Source organism: Nocardioides immobilis (genome assembly GCF_003515065.1).
Lineage (GTDB): Bacteria > Actinomycetota > Actinomycetes > Propionibacteriales > Nocardioidaceae > Nocardioides > Nocardioides immobilis.
Genome location: NZ_QXGH01000009.1, coordinates 391,469 through 411,837, shown reverse-complemented (window position 1 = coordinate 411,837; position 20,369 = coordinate 391,469). Strand labels below are relative to the sequence as shown.

Genomic DNA, 20,369 nt, shown 5'->3' with positions numbered 1-20,369 from the left:
TACTAACGGAGGAGAGCTTGTGACCACGGACATCAGCGGCACCGTCGCAGACCGCCAGCGCACGCGTGCCGGGCGACGGGCCGCCAGCCCCGGTGCGGCCAGCCAGGTCTCCCCGCCGCGGCAGCGTCGCCCCGCGCTCGCCGCGCTCGCCCTGCTGCTCATCGTGGGAGGTGCGCTCGTGGCCGGTCTCCTCGCCGTCCGCATGGACAGCCGGGTGCCGGTCCTCGTCGCCGCCCGGGACATCGAGCCGGGAGCCAAGATCTCCGCCGACGACCTGCGCACGGCCCGGGTCGCCAGCGAGGGGCTGGACCTGATCGACGAGGAGTTCGCCGAGGACGTGGTCGGGACCTACGCCACGACGTCGATCCCGGCGAACACGCTGCTCGACCAGCGGATGCTCGCCACGGACGACCCGGTACCCCCGGGCCGCGCGATCGTGTCGGTGCCGCTCGGCGGCAAGGTCGCACCGGGCCGGATCTCGGAAGGCGACGTGGTCCAGGTGATCCGGACCACGGCCACCGATGCCTCCTCGAAGCCGGAGGTCATCGGCACCGGCTACGTCCTCGAGGTCAGCGAACCCTCGACCGATGACCTCGGCGCCGCCACCGAGGGACCGATCGCCGACCTGCTGGTGCTCGACGACGCGGCTCTCTCCGTGCTCGACGCGGTCCAGTCGGAGGAGGTCGCCCTGGCGATCACCGACACGGGCCAGAAGCCGGACATCCCTCTCCAAGGACCGAGCGAGTGACGGTCATCGCCTGCGCTTCTGCCAAGGGCTCGCCCGGGGTCTCGACCACGGCCGCCGCTCTGGCCCTCTGCTGGCCGGCGCCGGTGGTGCTGGCCGACGTCGACCCTGCGGGCGGCGACGTGCTCTGGCGCAACCGGACGACGGCCGGTGGGCCGCTCGACCCCGACCGCGGCTTGCTCTCGCTGGGCGCAGCGGTCCGCCGCGGTGCCGCCCAGGCCGACCTGACCGAGCACCTCCAGCCGACGGCACTCGGTATCGACGTACTCGTCGGCGTGTCCTCTCCAGACCAGCTCGCCGGGCTCGGCGCGGCCTGGGGGCAGCTGCCGGCGGTGTTCGCCCAACACCGCACCGACGTGATCGTCGACTGCGGGCGGATCGTGCCCGGGAGCTCGGCGCTGCCGGTGTTCGCGGGTGCCGACGTGGTGGTCATGGTCGTCGTGCCCGCCGTGTCCGGCACTGCGCACCTGCGCGAGCGGCTGCGCTCGATGCGCTCGTCGATGGGGATCGGCGGCCCCGGAGGCACTCCGGTCGGCGTCATCGTGCGGTCGCCGTTCAAGGACACCCGCAGCGCGACCGACCTCCAGCAGCTGTTCGACGCGGAGCGGCTCGGCGTGGCTGTGCTCGGCACGGTGACCGACGAGCCCAAGGCGGCCAGGATCCTGTCCGGCGAGCGGGTCGGGCAGCTGCGCAAGACCATGCTCGGCCGGTCCGCCGCCGAGCTCGCCCAGCGGCTCGCGTCACCCCAGCGCGCGACCGACCGATCGATCGGGCGGTGACGGCGATGGACCAGCAGCTGGTGCGCGGGCTGCGCGAGCAGGTCGCCGACATCATCTCCCGGCAGCGCCGCGAGGACGCCGACAACCACCTGCCGCCGATGTCGGCGGAGGACGAGCGTCAGTTCGCCCGGGCCGTCATCGGCCGGGTGCTCGACCAGCTCGCCCGCGAGGAGGTCCGGGCCGGACGCACCCCGCCGACCCCGGACGAGGAGCAGAGCCTCGCCGACGGGATCCACGCCGCGCTGTTCGGTGTCGGACGGCTCCAGCCGCTGCTCGACGACCCCGAGGTCGAGAACATCGACATCAACGGGTTCGACCAGGTCTTCGTCGGCTACGCCGACGGTCGTGAGGAGCGGGCCGAGCCGGTCGCGGAGTCGGACGACGACCTGATCGAGCTGGTGCAGACGCTCGGCGCGTACTCAGGCCTGACCAGCCGGCCGTTCGACACCGCCAACCCGCAGCTCGACATCCGCCTCCCGGACGGCTCGCGGCTCTCGGCCGTGATGGGCGTGTGCCCCCGGCCGTCGGTGTCGATCCGGCGCGCTCGGTTGTCCCGCGTCTCGCTCGACACGCTGGTCGACTACGGCACCATGTCGCCCGACCTGGCGGCGTTCCTCTCGGCAGCGGTCCGGGCCCGCAAGAACATCATGATCGCGGGCGCGACGAACGCCGGGAAGACCACGCTGCTGCGCGCGCTGGCCAACGAGATCGAGCCGGCCGAGCGGCTGATCACCGTCGAGCGAGCGCTCGAGCTGGGGCTCGGCGAGTTCCCCGACCTGCACCCCAACGTCGTGGCGTTCGAGGAGCGGCTGCCGAACTCCGAGGGCGCCGGCGCGATCGCGATGGCCGAGCTGGTGCGCCGGTCGCTCCGGATGAACCCGAGCCGGGTGATCGTCGGCGAGGTGCTCGGCGACGAGATCGTCACCATGCTCAACGCGATGAGCCAGGGCAACGACGGCTCGCTGTCGACGATCCACGCGAACTCGTCGGCCGAGGTCTTCAACCGGATCTGCACCTACGCGATCCAGAGCGCCGAGCGGCTCCCGTCCGACGCGGCCATGATGCTCATCGGCGGCGCGATCGACTTCGTGATCTTCATCGAGCGGGTCAACGAGTTCGCCGACGGTGGCACGCTCCGCCGGATGGTGACCTCGGTCCGCGAGGTCAACGGCGTCGACGGCCGGGTCCTGTCGAGCGAGGTGTTCGCGCGTGGCCCCGAGGGGTACGCCGTACCGGCTGCTGCCGTCTCCTGTCTCCCTGAGCTCGAGGCGGCCGGCTATCGCGCGGGTGCCGCCGCGGGCTGGGTGGAGCGTGTCGGATGACGCTCACCCCGACCACGCTGCTCATCGTCCTGCTCGGCGCGCTCGTCGGCGGCGCGATCGTGCTGCTCGTGCGATCGCTGGTCGGGTTCCCGGTGGACGACCGGATCGCCACGACCACGAAGCCGCTGGTCGAGCGGCTCGAGGCGCTGGGCCGCCGGGTGCCGTTCGCCGTCGGGGTGTTCGTGCTCACGTTGCTCCTGACCCGATGGGTGGTGCTCGCGATCGCCTGCGCCTTCCTCGTCCTCATGTGGGACCGGCTCTTCGGTGGCGCCCGGGCCGCCCGTCACAGCCTGGCCCGGCTCGAGGGCCTCGCCGCCTGGACGGAGTCGCTGCGCGACACCGTCGCCGGCGCGGTCGGTCTGGAGCAGGCGATCCCCGCGACGTCGTACGCCGCCTCCCCATCGATCCGGGACGACCTGACGACCATGGCGGACCGGCTCCGGGTTCGGATGCCCCTGCCCGATGCGCTCAAGCGCTTCGCCGAGGAGGTCGACGACCCGGGTGCCGACCTGATCATCGCGGCACTCATCCTCAACTCGCGGCTTCGCGGTCCCGGCCTGCGTGACGTGCTCACCTCGCTGGCGCGCTCGGCCCGGTTGGAGCTGGAGATGCGGCAGCGGATCCACGCCAGCCGGGCCTCGACCCGGCGCAGTGTGCAGATCGTGCTCGGCATCACCGTCGCCGTCGTGGTCGGGCTGCGGATCGTCAACCCGACCTACGTCGAGCCCTACGGCACCCCCTTCGGCCAGATCGTCCTGGTCGGGATCCTCGGGCTGTTCGGAGCCGGCATCTTGTGGCTGCGCGCGCTCGCGACCGACGAGACGCCCGAACGTTTCCTGCACTTCCGCAAGGCGGAGGCGGTCCGGTGACGATCTCCCTGGTGATGCTCGCCGGCGCCGTCGCCGGCCTGGGTGTGCTGGTCGTGGTCTGGCTGGTCGCCCAACCGCGGACGACCGGCCCGGTGGCGCTCGCGCTGCTCGACCAGCGGCTGGCGCGGGGGCGCCGCGAGGCGTCGCTCACCGCCGACCGCCGGCACACCGAGGAGTCGCAACGGATGCGCCGGGTCGGTGCCCGGATCGGCGACGTCCTGGACAGCCAGGGCCTGCGGCTGCCGGCACGCCTCGAGGCCGATCTGGGGATCGTCGGTCAGTCACGGGAGATGTTCCTCGCCCGGATCGCCGGGGGAGCGCTCCTTGGCGGTGTGCTGCCCAACTGCGCACTCCTCCCGTTCGCGCTGCTCGGCCAGATCGGGTTCGCGGTGCCGCTGTGGCTGGTGCTGATCGGTGCCCTGGTAGGCGGTGTCATCCCCTATCTCGAGCTCGCTCGGCAGGCGGAGGAGAAGCGTCGCGCCTTCCGGCACATGGTGAGCGCGTTCCTCGACCTGGTCGCGATGAACCTGGCCGTCGGTCGTGGTGTGCCGGAAGCGCTCCAGGCGGCTGCCTCGATCAGCGACAGCTGGGGCGTGGTGCGGATCCGGGACACGCTCGAGTCCGCCAAGCTCCAGGGCATCACGCCGTGGTACGCGCTCGGCCAGCTGGGGGAGGAGGTCGACGTCGACGAGCTCCGCGACCTCGCGGCTGCCCTGGCGCTGGTGGCCGAGGACGGGGCCAAGGTCCGCGAGTCGCTCACTGCCCGGGCGGCCTCGATGCGGCACCGCGAGCTCGCCGACGCCGAGGCCAAGGCCGAGGAGCGCTCGCAGTCGATGCTGGTCGCGCAGCTGCTGCTGTGCGTCGGCTTCCTCGTCTTCCTGATCTACCCGTCGCTGGCGCGGGTGCTCGCTTAAACCGCTCCGTCGCGGGGAAGACGGAGTCCAACTCGGAAAGGAACCACCATGAGTCCCGAAGTGCAGTACCTGATGATCCTGGTCCGCGGCCATCTGGCCCGTGCTCGCAACGAGGAACGCGGCGTCTCCGCGGTGGAGTGGGTGATCATCGCGGTGGCCGTGGCCGGCATCGCGATCGCCATCGCTGCCACCATCGAGACGAAGATCAACGACAAAGCGGACTCGCTCAACCTGGGCAACTGAACCCGTGCCCAACCGTCCGCGTCGGCTCCGCCGCGATGAATCGGGAGCCAGCAGCATCGAGCTCGTGCTCTACATGCCGCTGCTCATCCTGATCATGTTCATCGCGGTGCAGTTCGGGCTGGTCTGGTTCGGCAACCAGGCCGCCAGCGCGGCGGCCCGCGAGGCGGCGCGTCAGGCGCGGGTCTACGGCAACGAGGCCGCGGCGCAGGCCGCCGGGCGGGAGTACGCCGCGCAGATCGGCAAGGGCGTCCTCGAGGACTACCAGGTGCACGTCGAGATCGTCGGCGACCGGGTGCGGGTGACCGTCACCGGCCACGCCCAGGAGATCTCCCCGATCGGGGTGCCGACCGTCAGCCAGACCGTCGAGGGTCCGCTCGAGCCGACGACCGGGGCCGACTGATGAGTCGGTGGCGGCGCGACGAACGAGGATCGATGGCGGTCGAGATCGTCATCCTGGCTCCGGTTCTCTTCATGTTCGCGATGCTCGTCGTCGCGGGCGGCCGCTACGTGGGCGTCGAGGGCGACATCGAGGCCGCCGCGCGGGATGCCGCACGCGCAGCGTCGCTCGAGACCACCAGGTCCGAGGCCATCGCCGCTGCGTCGGCGACCGCGTCTGCCTCGTTCGAGGACGGCGACCTCGACGCCGACTGCACCACCGTGGTCGACCCCAGCAATTGGGGACCCGACGGTTCGATCCGAGTCGTCCTCAACTGCTCGGTCCCGTACGACGGCCTGGGCCTGATCGGTCTCCCCGGGAGCGTCGACATCGAAGCCGAGTCGACGGTCCGCCTCGATCCCTACCGGAAGTACGAATCATGACGAAGCGGGACGAGCGCGGATCGGCATCGGTCTTCATCGTCGGCATGGCGATCACGCTGGTCGTCGTCGCCGGTCTCGTCTTCGACGGCGGCGGCGCCCTCAACGCCAGGATGACGCTCGCCGACGACGTCGAGGCCGCCGCCGTTGCCGGTGCCCAGGCCACCGACGAGATCTATGCGCACACGAACAACGAGTTCAGGATCGACCGCGACGAGGCACAGGACCGTGCCGAGGCAGCGATGCGAGCCCAGGGCTACAGCAACTTCCAGGTCTACGTGCCCGCCGACGGCAGCTACGTGCGGGTGACGGCGACCGACACGATCGGCACCAAGATGTTGAGCCTGATCGGCTACAACTCGTTCGAGGTCCACGCGACCGCCACCGCAGAGCCAGGGATCCCCGACTAGCCATGAACACCGACGCCCCCACTGACAGCACCCGTCGCGGGCCGGAGCGCTTCACCGCCCCGGCCGTCGCGGAGAAGAAGTCGTCCCCCGTCGCCGTGCTCGGCGCCGGGCTGGCGCTTGCCGTACTGCTGGTCGGCATCCCGGTCGGCCTGTGGCTCTGGCAGGGGCTGCCGCCGTACCCGACCGGCCTGCCGTCCCGGGACGACCTGACCCAGCCGCTGACGTTCGACGCGCTGATCACCGTGCTGCTGGTCGTGGTGTGGCTGGCGTGGCTCCAGTTCGCCGTCTGCGTCGTCGTCGAGGCGGTGTCGCTGCTCCGCGGCGGTGGCCTGCCCCGGCCGGTGCCGCTGTCGGGCCGCTCGCAGGCGCTGGCCCGTGCATTGGTCGGCACCATCCTGGTCGGCGCGTCCCTGATCGGCAGTGCCGGAGCGGCGTCGGCGGACGACGGGGGCCGGCCCGCCTCGCGCCAGGCCACTGTCGCGGTCCAGGACGCCCAGGCCAGCGTGGACCAGCCCGGGCGCCCGATGCAGCAGGCCGCGCCGGAGGACTTCGTGGCTCCGGCCCTCTACACCGAGACGAAGCAGGAGCTCGGCGAGGCGGCCAGCGACCTGCTCGGTCGCAAGATCGTGACGGTCAAGCCGCCCGAGGGTCGCTACCACCACAACCTCTGGGACATCGCGGCGGAGTACCTCGGCGACGGGCGGCGCTGGAAGGAGATCTTCGAGCTCAACAAGGGCCGGCAGCAGCCGGACGGTGGCGAGCTGGTCATCGGGCGGCTGATCCAGCCCGGCTGGGTGCTGGTGCTGCCCGACGACGCCGTCGGCGCCGACCGGGTCGACCAGGTCCAGCACCGGCAGCACGAAGACAAGGGCGACCGCCACGAGGTCGTCCCGGTGGTCGACCAGGCGGACGACGAGAACCAGGCCGTGGAGCCGTCGTACGACGGGCTGGCCGGTGACCTGGTCGGCGGCGGTCTGCTGGCGGCGACCTTGGCCGGCGCGATCGCGATGGAGCGGCGACGCCGACGCGGCGCCGACCTGTCCGCCTCCCAGATCGAGACCGAGGTCGCGCTGCTCGTCGGCGCCGACCTGGACCGGGCCGAGCGCGTCGACCGGGCCCTGCGCCGCCTCGTCGTGAGCGCCAAGGCCGACGGCATCCCGCTGCCGCCCGTCTACGCGGTGACGGTCGACGACGACGAGATCGAGCTCCGGATCGCGCCGGCCGCGCCCAACCCGCCAGCCCCGTGGGTCCCGCTCAAGGAGGGCCGCCGCTGGCGGCTCGACCGGGAGTCCGCCGAGGCGGACCAGGGACCGCTCGGCAGTGCGCCGTACCCCGGACTTGTGTGCATCGGCCGCGACGACCGCGGTGCCGACGTCCTCATCGACCTCGAGGCGGTCGGAGGGCCGGCCTCGGTCAGCGGCGCCCACGCAGTGGCCCGGGAGGTCGTCTCCGCACTCGCCGTGCAGCTGGTGACCTCGCCGTGGTCCGACGACCAGCTGGTGCACTCCTTCGAGCTGTCACCGGTGCTCGCCGACATCTCCGACGGCAGCTTCGCGGTCGTCGACGACCTGGCCGCGCTGGTCACCGGCCTCGAGGCCGACCGTCCCGACCGCAGCGGCCAGGACGTGCTGTCCGGCCGGGCGGGGAGCAGGCCAGACCTGACGCCGCAGTACCTGATGCTCGGCGCCGTACCCGACGACGAGCTCGTCGACCGGCTGCAGCCGATGATCCGCACGGGTGACCGGGGCCTGGGCGTCGTCGCTGTCGGGAAGCTGCCCGGCACCCGCTGGCACCTCACCGTCGACGAGTCCGGGCACCTGGCGCTGCCGCTGCTCGACATCGCCGTGACCGCCGTACGACTCACCGAGCGCACGGCCGTCCAGCTCGCGGGACTGTTCGCCAAGGCGCGCGAGCAGCGGGCGCCGGCGACCGACGCCGGCGTCGTCATCCCGCGGGCACCGCGTCCGGGGGACGACGCCCACTGGGCGTCCGCGGCCGTCCGGATCGGCGTCCTCGGTCCGCTCGAGGCGCGGGTCCCCGGTCAGATGGACGATGTCCGCCTCGGACTCGCCACCGAGGTCGCGACGTACCTCGCGCTCCAGACCGCGCCGGTGCACCCCAGCGTGCTTTCCGCTTCGGTGTGGCCGCGCGGTGTCACCTCCGAGGTGCGCGACGCGACCATCGAGCGGGTGCGGGAGTGGCTCGGGCACGCGACCGACGGCAGCTACCTGCTCCGCGAGAACGACGAGGGGCGCCTGTTCCTGGCTGACGAGGTCGCCGTCGACTGGCACGCGTTCTGCACGCTCGTGCAGCGGTCGCGGGGCGCTGCGGCGAAGACCGAGATGGAGCTGCTCCGTCGTGCCCTCCAGCTGATCCGCGGGCCGTTCCTCGACCGGCGCGAGCGAGGCCGCTACGCGTGGCTCGCCCGCACCCGGCTGGACACGACGATCGCCGACGCGGTCGAGTCCGCCGCGCACCGCCTGGTCGAGCTCTCGAGCGACGACCCCGACGGCGCGGCGGGGGCCGCGCGCGCCGGGCTGCGGCTGGTGCCGCACTCCCAGCTGTTGTGGCGCGACCTGCTGCGGGCGGAGTACGACGGGCCCGGCGGCCCCGGCATCGCTGCCGCGGTCGACGAGATGCTGGTCGCTCTGTCGGAGCGCGATGCCGACCTCGAGGCCGAGACCGAGGCGCTCGTCGAGGAGCTCGTGCCCGGGTCGCGCCCGGTCGTCGGCTCGCTGGTCGGCTGATCGGGTCCTCCATGGTGCGACCCGACGAGGGCGGTGCAGGAGCGCCGCCGGTGCTGAAGATGACCGACGAGGCGGTCAGCACCGTGCGGCAGCGGTTCAACGGGCTGGCGCAGCTGTGCGGTGGCATCGTCGAGGACCTCCCCGACGGCTACTCGCTCGTGACCGAGTCGTGCGGCTCGTTCTTCGCGCAGATCGATCCCGGGATCACCGCGTTCACGGCGTCCTGGCAGGTCGCGCTCGCGCTGACGGCCGATGAGGCGGGCGCGATCGCCCTCAACGTCAACGAGCTCGCGATCAACCTGAAGGACCTGGACCGCACCCTCGCCGGGGGTTGACGTGGGTCACTACCAGCTCGATGTCGACCCCGACGGCCTCCGCCAGGTCAAGCGGAGCTATGCCGCGGCGGCCGAGGCCCTCGGCAACCGGGCGGCGAACGTCAAGGCCACGCCCGGGGAGATCGGCGACGCGTGGCAGGGGAGCGCCGCGAGCTACGTCAAGGCCGACATGGGCACGGTCGGGACCCTCCTCGTCACCTACCAGGGCCACCTCGAGACAGCGGCCGGTGCGCTCGGGACGCTGGCCAAGGTCTACGACGACGCTCTCCAGACGCTCGGCCGGCTCAACAGCCGCCGTGCTGACGCCGAGGCTGACTGCACCCGGGAGCTGAAGTCGCTCGGCACCAAGTACGAGGAGGACCGGGACGGTCTCGCCGAGGGCGGCCGCAGGTCCAGCAGGTGGGAGCACGAGGAGCTCGCCGACATCTACTCGGGCAAGCGGTCGGCCGCGACTGCGGAGCGCGACCGGATCTTCGGCACCCTGGACGGCCAGTACGAGGATCTCGTCGAGGAGTGCCGCACGGCCACGACCACCTGCGCCACCAGCCTCGCGAACGCCACCTACGTCAAGGTCCCGAAGGACATCCAGCTCAACCTGAGCGACCCGCGGGCCGCGCAGGCCGCCTACGTGGCGATGTACGACGCCGCCGAGGAGGCGCTCGGCGACGAGCTGATCCTGCTCGAGGATCTCGACCAGCTCGACGACGGGCAGAAGGCCGAGGACCTCGAGCGCGTCAAGGAGATCATCTACAACTACAGCAACCACGCCCCGGAGGACCGCGAGGCGCTGCTCGCGATCCTCGAGCGGCACCAGGGCGACCCCGAGTTCGCCGGGATGCTCGCCAACGGGGTCGACCTCCAGCAGATGGCGAACGCCATGGCGGCCGCCCAGGACGGTCTGTGGGCCGACGGCACCACGATCGAGGACTCGGACGCCTACAACCAGCGGATGATCAAGGCGCTCGGGCCGTTGCTCGGCCTCGCGTCGATGGTCCAGGGCGACTACAAGCTGCCGGGCGACACGGCCGACAAGTGGGTCAGGTCGGTCACCGCCCAGGGCACGAACATCATCGAGGTCGCCCCGGGGAGCCAGATCATCCTGGCGTCGCTGCTCGGCCAAGGTGGCTGGGACCCGGGGTTCCTCGCCGACGTGAGCGCGCGGGTCATCAAGTTCGAGCGCGACGAGCTCGACGGGGCCAAGGGCTGGGACTTCCACCTCGGGTCTCACAACGTGCTCACCCCCGACGGCTACGCGCTCGACCCGGTCCAGGCCCTCGCGACCGCCCTGTCCCGCAACCGGTCGGCCGCCCAGCTCGTGCTCACCGGGGGCGGCGCCCGGACGCTGGAGCTCGACGGCGACGACGTCGTCGTACCGGATGTGCTGGCGTACCTGCTGCTCGAGCGGGAATGGCGGGGACCCAACGGCGAGAACGCCGTCGGCGCGCTGCTCACGACGGCGCTGTCCGAGAAGCCGGGGGACCTGGTGCCGGCGGAGCTGGCGCGGCAGCTGCAGGGGGTCGTCACCTACGGCGAGGAGCAGGCGGCCAAGGCCAAGGCGGAGGCCGAGAAGAACGACAAGCCCTGGTACGTCGACCTCGGGCACCTCGTGCTCGACCTCGGCGGCCTGATCCCGCTCGTCGGCGAGATCGCCGACCTGATCAACGCCGGCTGGTACGAGCTCGAGGGTGATCACGTGAACGCCGGCCTGTCGGCCGCGGGCGCCATCCCGTTCGCCGGCTGGGCGGCGACCGGCGGCAAGCTGACGCTCAAGGGGCTCAAGGGCGTCGTCTCTCCCGAGCTCTACGCCAAGCTGAGCAAGCAGCTCGAGGCGCTGGGCGACCGCGCGTCGTACAACGTCCAGTACCTCAACGGCCAAGAGCTGCTCCAGATCGAGTTCAAGAACGCCGACGACCTGGCGGCGGCGCTGAAGGCGCCGCAGCCGAACACGATCTACCAGTCCGGCGACCTGATCATCTACACCGACGCCAAGGGCGTGATCTCCGTCGGCGGCAAGGGCGGCATGCGCCGCTTCATGGCGCTCGGCGACCACTTCAAGCACCTGCCGGCCGGCACCGAGCTGAAGTACGGCGGGCACGTCTTCAGGCTCGGCGACGACGGCGCTCTCGAGCTGATCGCGCTCAACCGGTTCAAGCCGATCTGGGGGCACGGCGAGGCGTTCAACGCGCAGAACTGGCACCGGTACAAGTACAACGAGGTCTTCGTCGACGGGGGCCGGCGGCTCGACTCCTACGAGCCCGGAAAGTGGATCGTCGAGCGGAAGTACCGGCAGTACGGCGATCTCGCCGACCCGACCCGGCTCAAGCAGGACATCGATCTCACCGTCGATCACTACGCCGGCCGGATCGTCCCGGACACCCCCGGGAACCGCGCGAACTTCCCTGACGAGGTGGGGGAGCCGCTGAGGGGTGACCTCGTGCTCGAGATCCCACCGCAAGCCGGCCCGCTCGACGCCAAATACCTCAGGTACGCCGCGAAGAAGGACCCGCCGGTGATCATCCGCGACACCGACGGCAAGATCTACACGCCAGATTTCCCCGAAGGAAGGCTTCCGTGATGCCGCACCTGCTCTACGGGACCGGGTGGAGTGAGATCTACAAGGTCATGCTCACACCGATGAGCGAGGACGAAGCGCGGGCACGTTATGAGGCCGGCGACAAGGTCAAGGTCGCTTGCGGCGTGGAGCCACTGACGCCGGACGACCCCGACGACCTCGACCTGGAAGGCGACGAGCCGGCCGTGTGGACGCTGCTCGCCGAGCTGAAGCGGAGCACCCGGGAGCCGGGCCAGCCCGACGTGGTGGAGGTCGAGTTCTTCAACTTCTGGGGCACCCGCGAGGCGTCGTACTACTTCCGCCTCCAAGCCGACGGCCGACTGTTCCTCACGAACGTCTATGAGTACGAGTTCGCGGACAGCAGTGGTTTCGTCCGTGGTAACGACTGGTCGGTGCTGACCGAGCACTCGTTCCGGCCGGACGGCACGAGCTCGGTCGTCGTACGCAGGTCGCAGCCGGACGGCAGCACGGACGTGTCGAAGACCGAGTTTCAGGGCGGCGACTTCTCGACGCACTGGGAGCCCGTGCCGGCATGGGGTGACTGGGCGTCGATCACCCGCCGCGACCGGTCACGCCCGGCCTGACCTCCGGGTCAGTTCGGGAGCAGGAGCACCACGGTCTCGGCGACGCAGGCCGGCTTCTCCTGGCCCTCGATCTCGATCGTGTGCTGCACGATCAGCTGCTTGCCCTTGGGGATGTCGGAGACGCTGGTGATCGTCAGGTGCGCGCGGATCCGGGAGCCCACGAGCAGCGGCGTCGGGAAGCGGACCTTGTTGACGCCGTAGTTGAGCTTGGCGCCGGGAGTCGCGAGCTTGAACACCTGGCTGCCGAGCCAGGGGATGAGCGCCATGGTCAGGTAGCCGTGCGCGATGGTGCCGCCGAACGGGCCGTCCTTCGCGCGCTCGACGTCGACGTGGATCCACTGGTGGTCGCCGGTCGCGTCCGCGAACTGGTTGACCCGGCGCTGGTCGATCGTGACCCACTCGCTCGTGCCGATCTGCTCGCCGGCGGCGGCTTCGAGCTCCTCGAACGTCGTGAAGACCCGCATCCGTCGTCTCCTTCATGCCGTGTTTGACCCGATGAAACAATGCTGGGCATGGAACCTACACGCGTACCGCCGGTCGAGGATTTGAGGTCCGCACCCAAGGTCCTGCTCCACGACCATCTCGACGGTGGCCTCCGCCCGGCCACGATCGTCGACCTCGCCGCCGAGGCCGGCCACGAGCTCCCGGCGACCGATCCGCAGGCCCTCGGCCGGTGGTTCGCCGAGGCGGCCGACTCCGGCTCATTGGTGCGCTACCTCGAGACGTTCGAGCACACGGTGGGGGTCATGCAGACGCCGGCAGCGATCACCCGGGTCGCCCGCGAGTGCGCCGAGGACCTGGCCGCGGACGGGGTCGTCTACGCGGAGATCCGCTACGCGCCGGAGCTTCACGTCCAGCAGGGGCTCGCCCTCGACCAGGTCGTCGCGGCCGTGGAGGAGGGCTTCCGGCAGGGCGTCGAGCTGAGCGGTGGGCGGATCGTCGTACGGCAGCTGCTGACGGCGATGCGGCAAGCGGCACCGTCGCTGGAGATCGCGGAGCTCGCGATCCGCTACCGGGACCGCGGCGTCGCCGGCTTCGACATCGCCGGCCCCGAGGCCGGCTACCCGCCGACCCGGTTCCTGGACGCGTTCGACTACGTGCGCCAGGAGAACGGGCACGCCACCTGCCACGCCGGTGAGGCCTTCGGGCTGCCGTCGATCTGGGAGGCGGTCCAGTGGTGCGGCGCCGACCGGCTCGGGCACGGGGTCCGGATCATCGACGACATCGCGGTGGCGGAGGACGGCACTTCGAAGCTCGGCCTGCTGGCGTCGTACGTCCGCGACAAGCGGATCCCGCTCGAGATGTGCCCGTCCTCCAACCTGCAGACCGGCGCCGCCACGTCGATCGCCGAGCACCCCATCGGGCTGCTGGCCGACCTGCGGTTCCGGGTCACGGTCAACACCGACAACCGGCTGATGAGCGGCACCTCGATGACCAACGAGTTCGCGCTGCTGTGCGAGGCGTTCGGGTGGGGGCTCGACAAGGTCGAGTGGCTGACGGTCAACGCGATGAAGTCGGCATTCCTGCCGTACGACGAGCGCTACCGGCTGATCATGGACGTGATCAAGCCCTGGTACGCCGAGCGTCGCTGACGGGGCGGGAATCCCCGGCTCAGACGACCGCCCAGAAGTGGGACCAGCCCGCGACGCCGACCTCGTGGTGGTGCCAGCGGTCACGGGGGACGGTGACCAGGGCGCCGCGGGCGGGGTCGAAGAGGCGGATCGCGGCGCCGTGCTCGGCGGTGGCGAACGCGAGGACGACGTGGCGGGGGAGCCAGCGGTTGCCGAGGTAGACGACGACGGGGCGGGTGCGGACCTGCTCGGCCAGGACCTCGTAGCCGACCAGCGGCCGCGGGCGGGTGTGCACGGAGACGACCCGTTCCCCGGTCAGCGCGGACAACGCGTTGGCGACGGCCCAGGGGGGTGTGCCGAGCCGACGCGGCCAGGGCACCTGGAAACGCTCGCGGAGGCTGTGCGACGACGTGAGACGGCGGTGGGTACGGGCGATCTCGGCGGCGAGGTCGGTTGGGCGCCACTCCGGCTCCAGCAGCATCCGGGCGGCGATCACGCTGGTCGGGCCGCAGGACACGCCGTCCGGCTGCTTGAGGGCGGCCGGACGGACGTCAGCGGGCCAGTCCACGCCGGTCGCTCTGGCCGTTGCGAGCGTGGCCGGCCACGATCTCGTCGTACGCCTTGTCGCCGGTGGCGACCCGGCACCCCACGGCGACGGCGCGCTGTACGACCTCCCGCTGTCCTCGCGCCAGGGCGAGGCCGCGGCGCACCAGCACCAGGGGCGGCTTGCGATGCTCCCGCAGGTCGCGGGTGAGCCGGCGCCAGAACGTCACGGCCCGGTGCTGGGTGATGCAGTACGCCGCGTCCAGCACCCCTGCCTCGCGACAGGCAGCGACGACGTCCGGGGCGAAGATGCCCTCGGCGCAGAACACCTCGGCGCCACCGAGGTCGAGCCGGTGGGCGCCGGTGCGACGGCTCTCGGAGATCGAGTAGACGGGCACGTCGCTCGCGCCGGTGCGGCACAGCTCGAGGAGGGCGGCGACGGCGTCGTGGCAGTGCCAGGTGCCGGCATCGTCCCAGTCGACCAGCCCGGCGTTCGCGCCCTCCGCGATGCGGGGCAGGCCGGGCTCGTCGCCGTCGCGGTAGAAGTCGTCCAGACGCAGGGTCGGCCACCCGAACCGCTGCTCCAGCCGCTCGGAGAGCCGGGACTTCCCGGAACCCGAGGGTCCGGCAAGCACGATCACACGAGCAGGCACCGATCCAGGGTAGTCGGCGACTACCGCTTGATGACCACCCGGACGGGCGTCGCGCGCGACGCCCGCATCGTGTCGGTCGCCCGGAAGCGCGCGACCAACCGGTGTCCGCCCGGCGACATCCGGTGCAGCCGGAGCCGCAACCGGCCGTCGTGCAGCCGGCCGGCGCCGACCCGGTGCCCGCCGCTCGTGACGACGACCCGACCGCGCGGGGTCCCGGCCGCCGCGGTCACGACGACCACGATCCGCGGGCGGCGCGCGTGGGTCCGTTCCTTCGGAAGCCGGGCCCGGGTGCTGGTCGCGATCTTCGCGACGCGCAAGGATGCTGCTGGTCGCCTGGCCGGCGAGGTAGTCCTGGTGGTGCGCCGTGACCCGCACGGTGATCCGGCGGCCGGCGTCGTCCCGACCCAGCTCGTACGTCGGCGCGGTGGCCGCCGCGACGGGCCGGCCGTTGCGGAGCCACTGGTAGGAGACGTCGTCGGGTTCGGGCGACCAGGCGCCGGGCGTCGCCGTGAGCGTCTGGCCGACGTCCGGCGTACCGGTGATCTCCGGAGGTGCCTGGTTGTCGATGACGGGTGCCTGGCCCGCGTCCTCGCAGTTGGTGAGCAGCTGGTCGTGGACCGCGCGGCGCTTCGCGTCGTCGAGGGACTGGAAGGCGGCGAACTCCAGGTACCAGGCACCCATTCCCACGCCGGCGTCCGCGGCGGTCGCCATCGACCCGCCGTTGAGGGTGAACTGCCAGCCGTAGGCCGCGGGGGAGTCGTGCAGGCCGGACATGTAGCAGTACCAGCTGGCCGCGGTGTCCCGGGACTCTCCGGGGGTCGGGCACACCGGGTCGTCCGGGCCCAGGCCGTGATCCTCGAGGACGATGCGGGTCCCGTAGGTGCTGGTCAGCTCGTTGAGGAGGGTGCGCTCGTCCTCCCACGACGCCGCGTAGATGCCGTCGTCCGGGTCCCAGGGGCCTGGACGATGTACTGCCACCTCGTGTGACCGGCGATCGAGATCCGGGTGGTGTCGAAGAGGTCCATCATCGCGCTGGTCGAGCGGCGCAGGCAGGTCTCGTGGCCCGCCTTGGTGTAGTTCGCCGCCCAGAGGCGGTCGATGGACGCGGTGTCGGCGCCGAGGATGAACGGCTCGGAGTAGATGGTCGTGCACTCGCTGTTGGCGATCTCGACGACCTGCGGGTTGTCCTCGTACCTCGCCGCGACCGCCTCCATCAGGTTCACGTAGTGACCGTGGAAGGCATCGGTCCAGAAGCGCGGCGCGCAGCCGGTGTTGCCGTTCGGTGAGTTCGGCTCGATGAGGACACAGCCGCCCGACACGTCCTTGACCCACTGCGGGCTGTGGATGCCGGCCATGATCCGGAGCCGGAACTGGACGTCGTCGTGGGCAGCGAGCACCCCGTCGATCGACGAGAAGTTGAAGACGCCGGGCGCGGTCTCGATGCTGTTCCACGGCAACCGGAGGGAAGCGAAGTCGGCGTACGGCACCGTCGCCAGCGACCGCGGCTGGGTGACGACCAGGCCGCGCAGCGCCGGCTTGAGGACGGTCGCGGGGTCCGCGGAGTGGTCGCCGTCGTGCGCCTGGCTCGCGGGAAGGACAGTGCCGAGCAGGGCGACCTGGAGAACCAGCGCAACGGCCGAGCTCAGGGCGACGTGCAGCAACGGCAAGCGCCGCTCCGCTCGCGTAACACGCACCGTGACCCCCCCGCCACTGGCCGGCCAGACTCGCGCCTGGCATCTACTTGGTTCCCGGTCGGCGGCTGGAGCGGCGCCCACTGAGGTATCAGGTCCGGTACCGTCTCACAGCCGGGTGCCGAGGCCAACGGGTCGATCGGACATTTGGGCGTAGTCCGGCGCGGTGTCCGTCGTCAGGGAACAGGCCTGTGGTAGCAGCGTTTGTGCTGGTCAGACGCCGATCGGGTGCCAGACCGTCTTGATCTCGAGGAAGTCGGTGAGCCGGTCGATGCCGGGCGTGGCCAGCCAGTCGGGCTCGGTCGCAGGTGCCCGGCGGACGCGTTTGAGGTTGTCGGCGGCGGCGCGCTCGAGGTCGGTCGCGAGCTCGGGGTCGGTGACGCCGGTCAGGTCGATGGCGTTGACGTCCATGTGCGACGCCAGCCACGGGGCGACCTCGGACACCGTGCCGGTCAGGATGTTGACCACGCCGCCCGGCACGTCGGATGCGTCGAGGACCTCCGCCAGGGTGATCGCGGTGAGCGGGTGGGCCTCGCTGGCGAGCACCACGGCGGTGTTGCCGGTGACGATCACCGGCGCCAGCACGCTCACGAGCCCGAGCAACGGACCGCGCGGCGCGACGACGGCGACGACGCCGGTCGGCTCGGGCGAGGAGAGGTTGAAGAACGGGCCGGACACCGGGTTGGCGTTGCCGACGACCTGGCCGATCTTGTCGGCCCAGCCGGCGTACCAGACCAGTCGGTCGACGGCCGCCTCGACGTACGTCCGCGCCTTGGCGGCGGTGACGCCTTCGGTGCGGACGAGCTCGGCGACGAACTGGTCGCCTCGTGAGTCCAGCACCTCGGCGATCCGGTAGAGGATCTGGCCGCGGTTGTACGGCGTCCGCCCCGCCCAGCCCGGGACCGCCTTGCGCGCGGCGACGACCGCGTCGCGGGCGTCCTTCCGCGAGGCGAGCGACGCGTTGGCGAGGAACTTGCCCTTCGCGTCGTTGACCACGAACGAGCGACCGGACTCCGACCGCGGGAACGCTCCGCCGATGTAGAGCTTGTAGGTCTTGCGGACGTCGACCCTTGACGCAGCCATCACGCACCAGCCTTCAGGTAGGAGGCGAGGCCCTGGCGGCCACCCTCGCGGCCGTAGCCGGACTCCTTGTAGCCGCCGAACGGGCTGGCGGGGTCGAACTTGTTGAACGTGTTGGCCCACACGACGCCGGCCTTCAGCCGGTCGGCCATGAACAGGATCCGCGACCCCTTCTCGGTCCACACGCCGGCGGAGAGGCCGTACGGCGTGTTGTTGGCCTTCTCGACGGCCTCGGCCGGCGTGCGGAACGTCAGCACCGACAGCACCGGCCCGAAGATCTCCTCGCGCGCGATCCGGTGGGCCTGCGAGACGCCGGTGAAGACGGTCGGCGGGAACCAGAATCCCGACGACGGGAGCTCGCACGGCGGCGACCAGCGCTCGGCGCCCTCGTCCTCGCCGATCTCGGCCAGCGCACGGATCCGGGCCAGCTGCTCGGCGGAGTTGATGGCGCCGATGTCGGTGTTCTTGTCGAGCGGGTCGCCGATCCGCAGGGTCCCCATCCGGCGCTTCAGCTTCGCCATCACCTCGTCGGCGACCGACTCCTGCAGCAGCAGCCGCGAGCCCGCACAGCAGACGTGGCCCTGGTTGAAGAAGATGCCGCTGACGATGCCCTCGACCGCCTGGTCGATCGGCGCGTCGTCGAACAGGATGTTGGCGGCCTTGCCGCCGAGCTCGAGGGTGGCCTTCTTGTCGGTGCCGGCGATGGCCCGCGCGATCGCCTTGCCGACGTCGGTCGAGCCGGTGAAGGCGACCTTGTCGACGTCGGGGTGGGACACCAGCGCCTGGCCGGTGCCGCCGGCGCCGGTGACGATGTTGACGACACCCGGCGGCAGGTCTGCCTGCTGGCAGATCTCGGCGAACAGCAGCGCGGTCAGAGGCGTGGTCTCGGCCGGCTTGAGGACCACGGTGTTGCCGCAGGCCAGCGCGGGCGCGATCTTCCACGCGAGCATCAGCAGCGGGAAGTTCCAGGGGATCACCTGACCGGCGACGCCGTGCGGCTGCGGATTGGCGCCGAGGCCTGCGTGCTCCAGCTTGTCGGCCCAGCCTGCGTGGTAGAAGAAGTGCGCCGCCACGATGGGTACGTCGACGTCGCGGCTCTCCTTGATCGGCTTGCCGTTGTCGATCGACTCGAGGACCGCGAGCTCACGGCTGCGCTCCTGGATGATCCGGGCGATGCGGAAGAGGTACTTGGCGCGCTCCTTGCCAGGCATCCGGGACCAGCCGCGGAACGCCTTTCGGGCGGCCTTGACCGCGCGGTCGACGTCGGCGTCGTCGGCCTCGGCGATCTCGGCGAGGGTCTCCTCGGTCGCGGGGTTGACCGTCTTGAAGGAGTGGCCGTGACCGTCGACGAACTCTCCGTCGATGAAGAGGCCGTAGGACGGCTTGATGTCGACGATGGCCCGCGACTCGGGGGCCGGTGCGTACTCGAAGTTCATCGTCAGTCCAAGGTGAAGTAGTCGGGACCGCTGTAGCGGCCGGTGGCGATCTTGGTGCGCTGCATCAGCAGGTCGTTGAGCAGGGTCGATGCTCCGAACCGGAACCAGTCCGGCGTCAGCCAGTCCGGACCGGCCACCTCGTTGACCATCACGAGGTACTTGATCGCGTCCTTCGCCGTACGGATGCCGCCGGCGGGCTTGACGCCGATCTGGACGCCGGTCGCCTCGCGGAAGTCGCGGACGGCCTCCAGCATCACCAGCGTGACCGGCAGGGTCGCCGCGGGCTGGACCTTGCCGGTGGAGGTCTTGATGAAGTCGGTGCCCGCGAGCATCGCCAACCAGGAGGCGCGGCGCACGTTGTCGTAGGTCTGCAGCTCCCCGGTCTCGAAGATCACCTTGAGGTGGGCGTGGCTGCCGTCGGCGCGCTGGCAGGCTTCCTTGACCGCGACGATCTCGTCGTAGACCTGGAGGTAGTGGCCGGCCAGGAACGCGCCCCGGTCGATGACCATGTCGATCTCGTCGGCACCGGCCGCGACCGCGTCGCGGGTGTCGGCGAGCTTGATCTCCATCGAGGCCCGGCCGCTCGGGAAGGCCGTCGCCACAGCGGCGACGTTGACCTGGTGGCCGACGACCTCCTTGACGCTCCCGACCAGGTCGCCGTAGACGCAGACCGCGGCCACCGACGGGCAGGTCGGGTCGGCCGGGTCGGGCCGCAACGCCTTGTTGGCGAGCGCGCGGACCTTGCCCGGGGTGTCCTGGCCCTCGAGCGTCGTCAGGTCGACCATCGTGATCGCCAGCTCGAGCGCGTGCGCCTTCGCCGTGGTCTTGATCGAGCGGGTCCCGAGCGAGGCTGCCCGGGCCTCGGCGCCGACCTGGTCGACACCCGGGAGGCCGTGCAGGAAGCGGCGCAGCGAGGCCTCGCTGGCGGTGACGTCGGCGTACGCCCCGATCCCCGGGGACGACGCCGAACCCTGGGCCGTGGAGGCGGTGGCTGGCATTCCCCCAGCATAGGGTTGCGAGGTTGCACGGAACGAACCCGACGAGAAACCTTCAAGGAGC

General features: G+C 71.2%; 21 protein-coding genes. 14 read left to right on the top strand and 7 right to left on the bottom strand.

The window, feature by feature from the left end:
- Positions 1-19: 19 nt before the first annotated feature.
- From D0Z08_RS02900 to D0Z08_RS02840, 13 genes are read left to right on the top strand one after another with little or no spacing between them, the layout of a single operon-like run.
- Positions 20-748, top strand: a complete 729-nt coding sequence (locus D0Z08_RS02900; protein ID WP_118922410.1) for an SAF domain-containing protein — start codon at positions 20-22, stop codon at positions 746-748.
- The gene (locus D0Z08_RS02895) at positions 745-1,524 is read left to right on the top strand and encodes a CpaE/TadZ family protein (protein WP_118922408.1); all 780 of its coding nucleotides are present in this window, start codon (positions 745-747) and stop codon (positions 1,522-1,524) included. The genes D0Z08_RS02900 and D0Z08_RS02895 overlap by 4 nt, the downstream gene beginning before the upstream one ends.
- Before the next feature lie 5 nt (positions 1,525-1,529).
- Positions 1,530-2,846, top strand: coding sequence for a TadA family conjugal transfer-associated ATPase (locus D0Z08_RS02890; RefSeq protein WP_118922773.1), 1,317 nt, complete (start codon positions 1,530-1,532; stop codon positions 2,844-2,846).
- Entirely contained in the window at positions 2,843-3,715 is an 873-nt protein-coding gene (locus D0Z08_RS02885; RefSeq protein ID WP_118922406.1) for a type II secretion system F family protein, read from the top strand. The genes D0Z08_RS02890 and D0Z08_RS02885 overlap by 4 nt, the downstream gene beginning before the upstream one ends.
- Complete coding sequence (locus tag D0Z08_RS02880) at positions 3,712-4,629, top strand: type II secretion system F family protein (protein ID WP_245993573.1); 918 nt, start codon at positions 3,712-3,714, stop codon at positions 4,627-4,629. The genes D0Z08_RS02885 and D0Z08_RS02880 overlap by 4 nt, the downstream gene beginning before the upstream one ends.
- 48 nt (positions 4,630-4,677) lie before the next feature.
- Positions 4,678-4,872, top strand: a complete 195-nt coding sequence (locus D0Z08_RS02875; protein WP_118922404.1) for a hypothetical protein — start codon at positions 4,678-4,680, stop codon at positions 4,870-4,872.
- 4 nt (positions 4,873-4,876) lie between these two features.
- Positions 4,877-5,272: a TadE/TadG family type IV pilus assembly protein gene (locus tag D0Z08_RS02870; protein ID WP_245993571.1), complete on the top strand. Its 396-nt coding sequence runs from the start codon at positions 4,877-4,879 to the stop codon at positions 5,270-5,272.
- A gap of 32 nt (positions 5,273-5,304) precedes the next feature.
- A complete protein-coding gene (locus D0Z08_RS02865; protein WP_245993569.1) occupies positions 5,305-5,691 on the top strand; it encodes a TadE family protein in 387 nt (128 codons plus the stop codon).
- On the top strand, positions 5,688-6,098 hold the full coding sequence (locus D0Z08_RS02860; protein ID WP_118922400.1) for a hypothetical protein: 411 nt from the start codon (positions 5,688-5,690) through the stop codon (positions 6,096-6,098). Before D0Z08_RS02865 ends, D0Z08_RS02860 begins: the two co-directional genes overlap by 4 nt.
- A gap of 2 nt (positions 6,099-6,100) precedes the next feature.
- Entirely contained in the window at positions 6,101-8,845 is a 2,745-nt protein-coding gene (locus tag D0Z08_RS02855; RefSeq protein ID WP_118922398.1) for an AfsR/SARP family transcriptional regulator, read from the top strand.
- 11 nt (positions 8,846-8,856) lie between these two features.
- Positions 8,857-9,180, top strand: coding sequence for a hypothetical protein (locus D0Z08_RS02850; RefSeq protein WP_118922396.1), 324 nt, complete (start codon positions 8,857-8,859; stop codon positions 9,178-9,180).
- Position 9,181: 1 nt separating this feature from the next.
- A complete protein-coding gene (locus tag D0Z08_RS02845; protein WP_118922394.1) occupies positions 9,182-11,755 on the top strand; it encodes a WXG100 family type VII secretion target in 2,574 nt (857 codons plus the stop codon).
- Positions 11,755-12,336, top strand: coding sequence for a hypothetical protein (locus D0Z08_RS02840; protein ID WP_147381295.1), 582 nt, complete (start codon positions 11,755-11,757; stop codon positions 12,334-12,336). Before D0Z08_RS02845 ends, D0Z08_RS02840 begins: the two co-directional genes overlap by 1 nt.
- Before the next feature lie 8 nt (positions 12,337-12,344).
- Here D0Z08_RS02840 and D0Z08_RS02835 read toward each other — a convergent pair whose 3' ends face one another.
- Positions 12,345-12,800, bottom strand: a complete 456-nt coding sequence (locus D0Z08_RS02835) for a MaoC family dehydratase (RefSeq protein WP_118922390.1) — start codon at positions 12,798-12,800, stop codon at positions 12,345-12,347.
- Positions 12,801-12,848: 48 nt separating this feature from the next.
- Between D0Z08_RS02835 and D0Z08_RS02830 the strand changes: the two genes are divergently transcribed.
- Positions 12,849-13,928 (top strand): adenosine deaminase, encoded by a 1,080-nt coding sequence (locus D0Z08_RS02830; protein WP_118922767.1) that lies wholly within the window; start codon positions 12,849-12,851, stop codon positions 13,926-13,928.
- Positions 13,929-13,947: 19 nt separating this feature from the next.
- Here the strand turns inward: D0Z08_RS02830 and D0Z08_RS02825 are convergent, their stop codons facing one another.
- From D0Z08_RS02825 to deoC, 6 genes are all read right to left on the bottom strand, one after another.
- Positions 13,948-14,475 carry a hypothetical protein gene (locus D0Z08_RS02825; RefSeq protein ID WP_118922388.1) on the bottom strand — a complete coding sequence of 176 codons (528 nt, stop codon included), beginning with the start codon at positions 14,473-14,475 and terminating at the stop codon, positions 13,948-13,950.
- The gene (locus D0Z08_RS32865; RefSeq protein ID WP_245993567.1) at positions 14,459-16,081 is read right to left on the bottom strand and encodes a hypothetical protein; all 1,623 of its coding nucleotides are present in this window, start codon (positions 16,079-16,081) and stop codon (positions 14,459-14,461) included. The genes D0Z08_RS02825 and D0Z08_RS32865 overlap by 17 nt, the downstream gene beginning before the upstream one ends.
- Entirely contained in the window at positions 15,991-16,770 is a 780-nt protein-coding gene (locus tag D0Z08_RS02815) for a beta-galactosidase (protein ID WP_182481107.1), read from the bottom strand. Before D0Z08_RS02815 ends, D0Z08_RS32865 begins: the two co-directional genes overlap by 91 nt.
- A 237-nt stretch (positions 16,771-17,007) precedes the next feature.
- Entirely contained in the window at positions 17,008-17,877 is an 870-nt protein-coding gene (locus tag D0Z08_RS02810) for an aldehyde dehydrogenase family protein (RefSeq protein WP_118922384.1), read from the bottom strand.
- Positions 17,877-19,310, bottom strand: coding sequence for an aldehyde dehydrogenase family protein (locus D0Z08_RS02805; protein ID WP_118922382.1), 1,434 nt, complete (start codon positions 19,308-19,310; stop codon positions 17,877-17,879). The genes D0Z08_RS02810 and D0Z08_RS02805 overlap by 1 nt, the downstream gene beginning before the upstream one ends.
- A 2-nt stretch (positions 19,311-19,312) precedes the next feature.
- Positions 19,313-20,308, bottom strand: a complete 996-nt coding sequence (gene deoC, locus D0Z08_RS02800) for a deoxyribose-phosphate aldolase (RefSeq protein ID WP_118922381.1) — start codon at positions 20,306-20,308, stop codon at positions 19,313-19,315.
- Positions 20,309-20,369 lie beyond the last annotated feature (61 nt).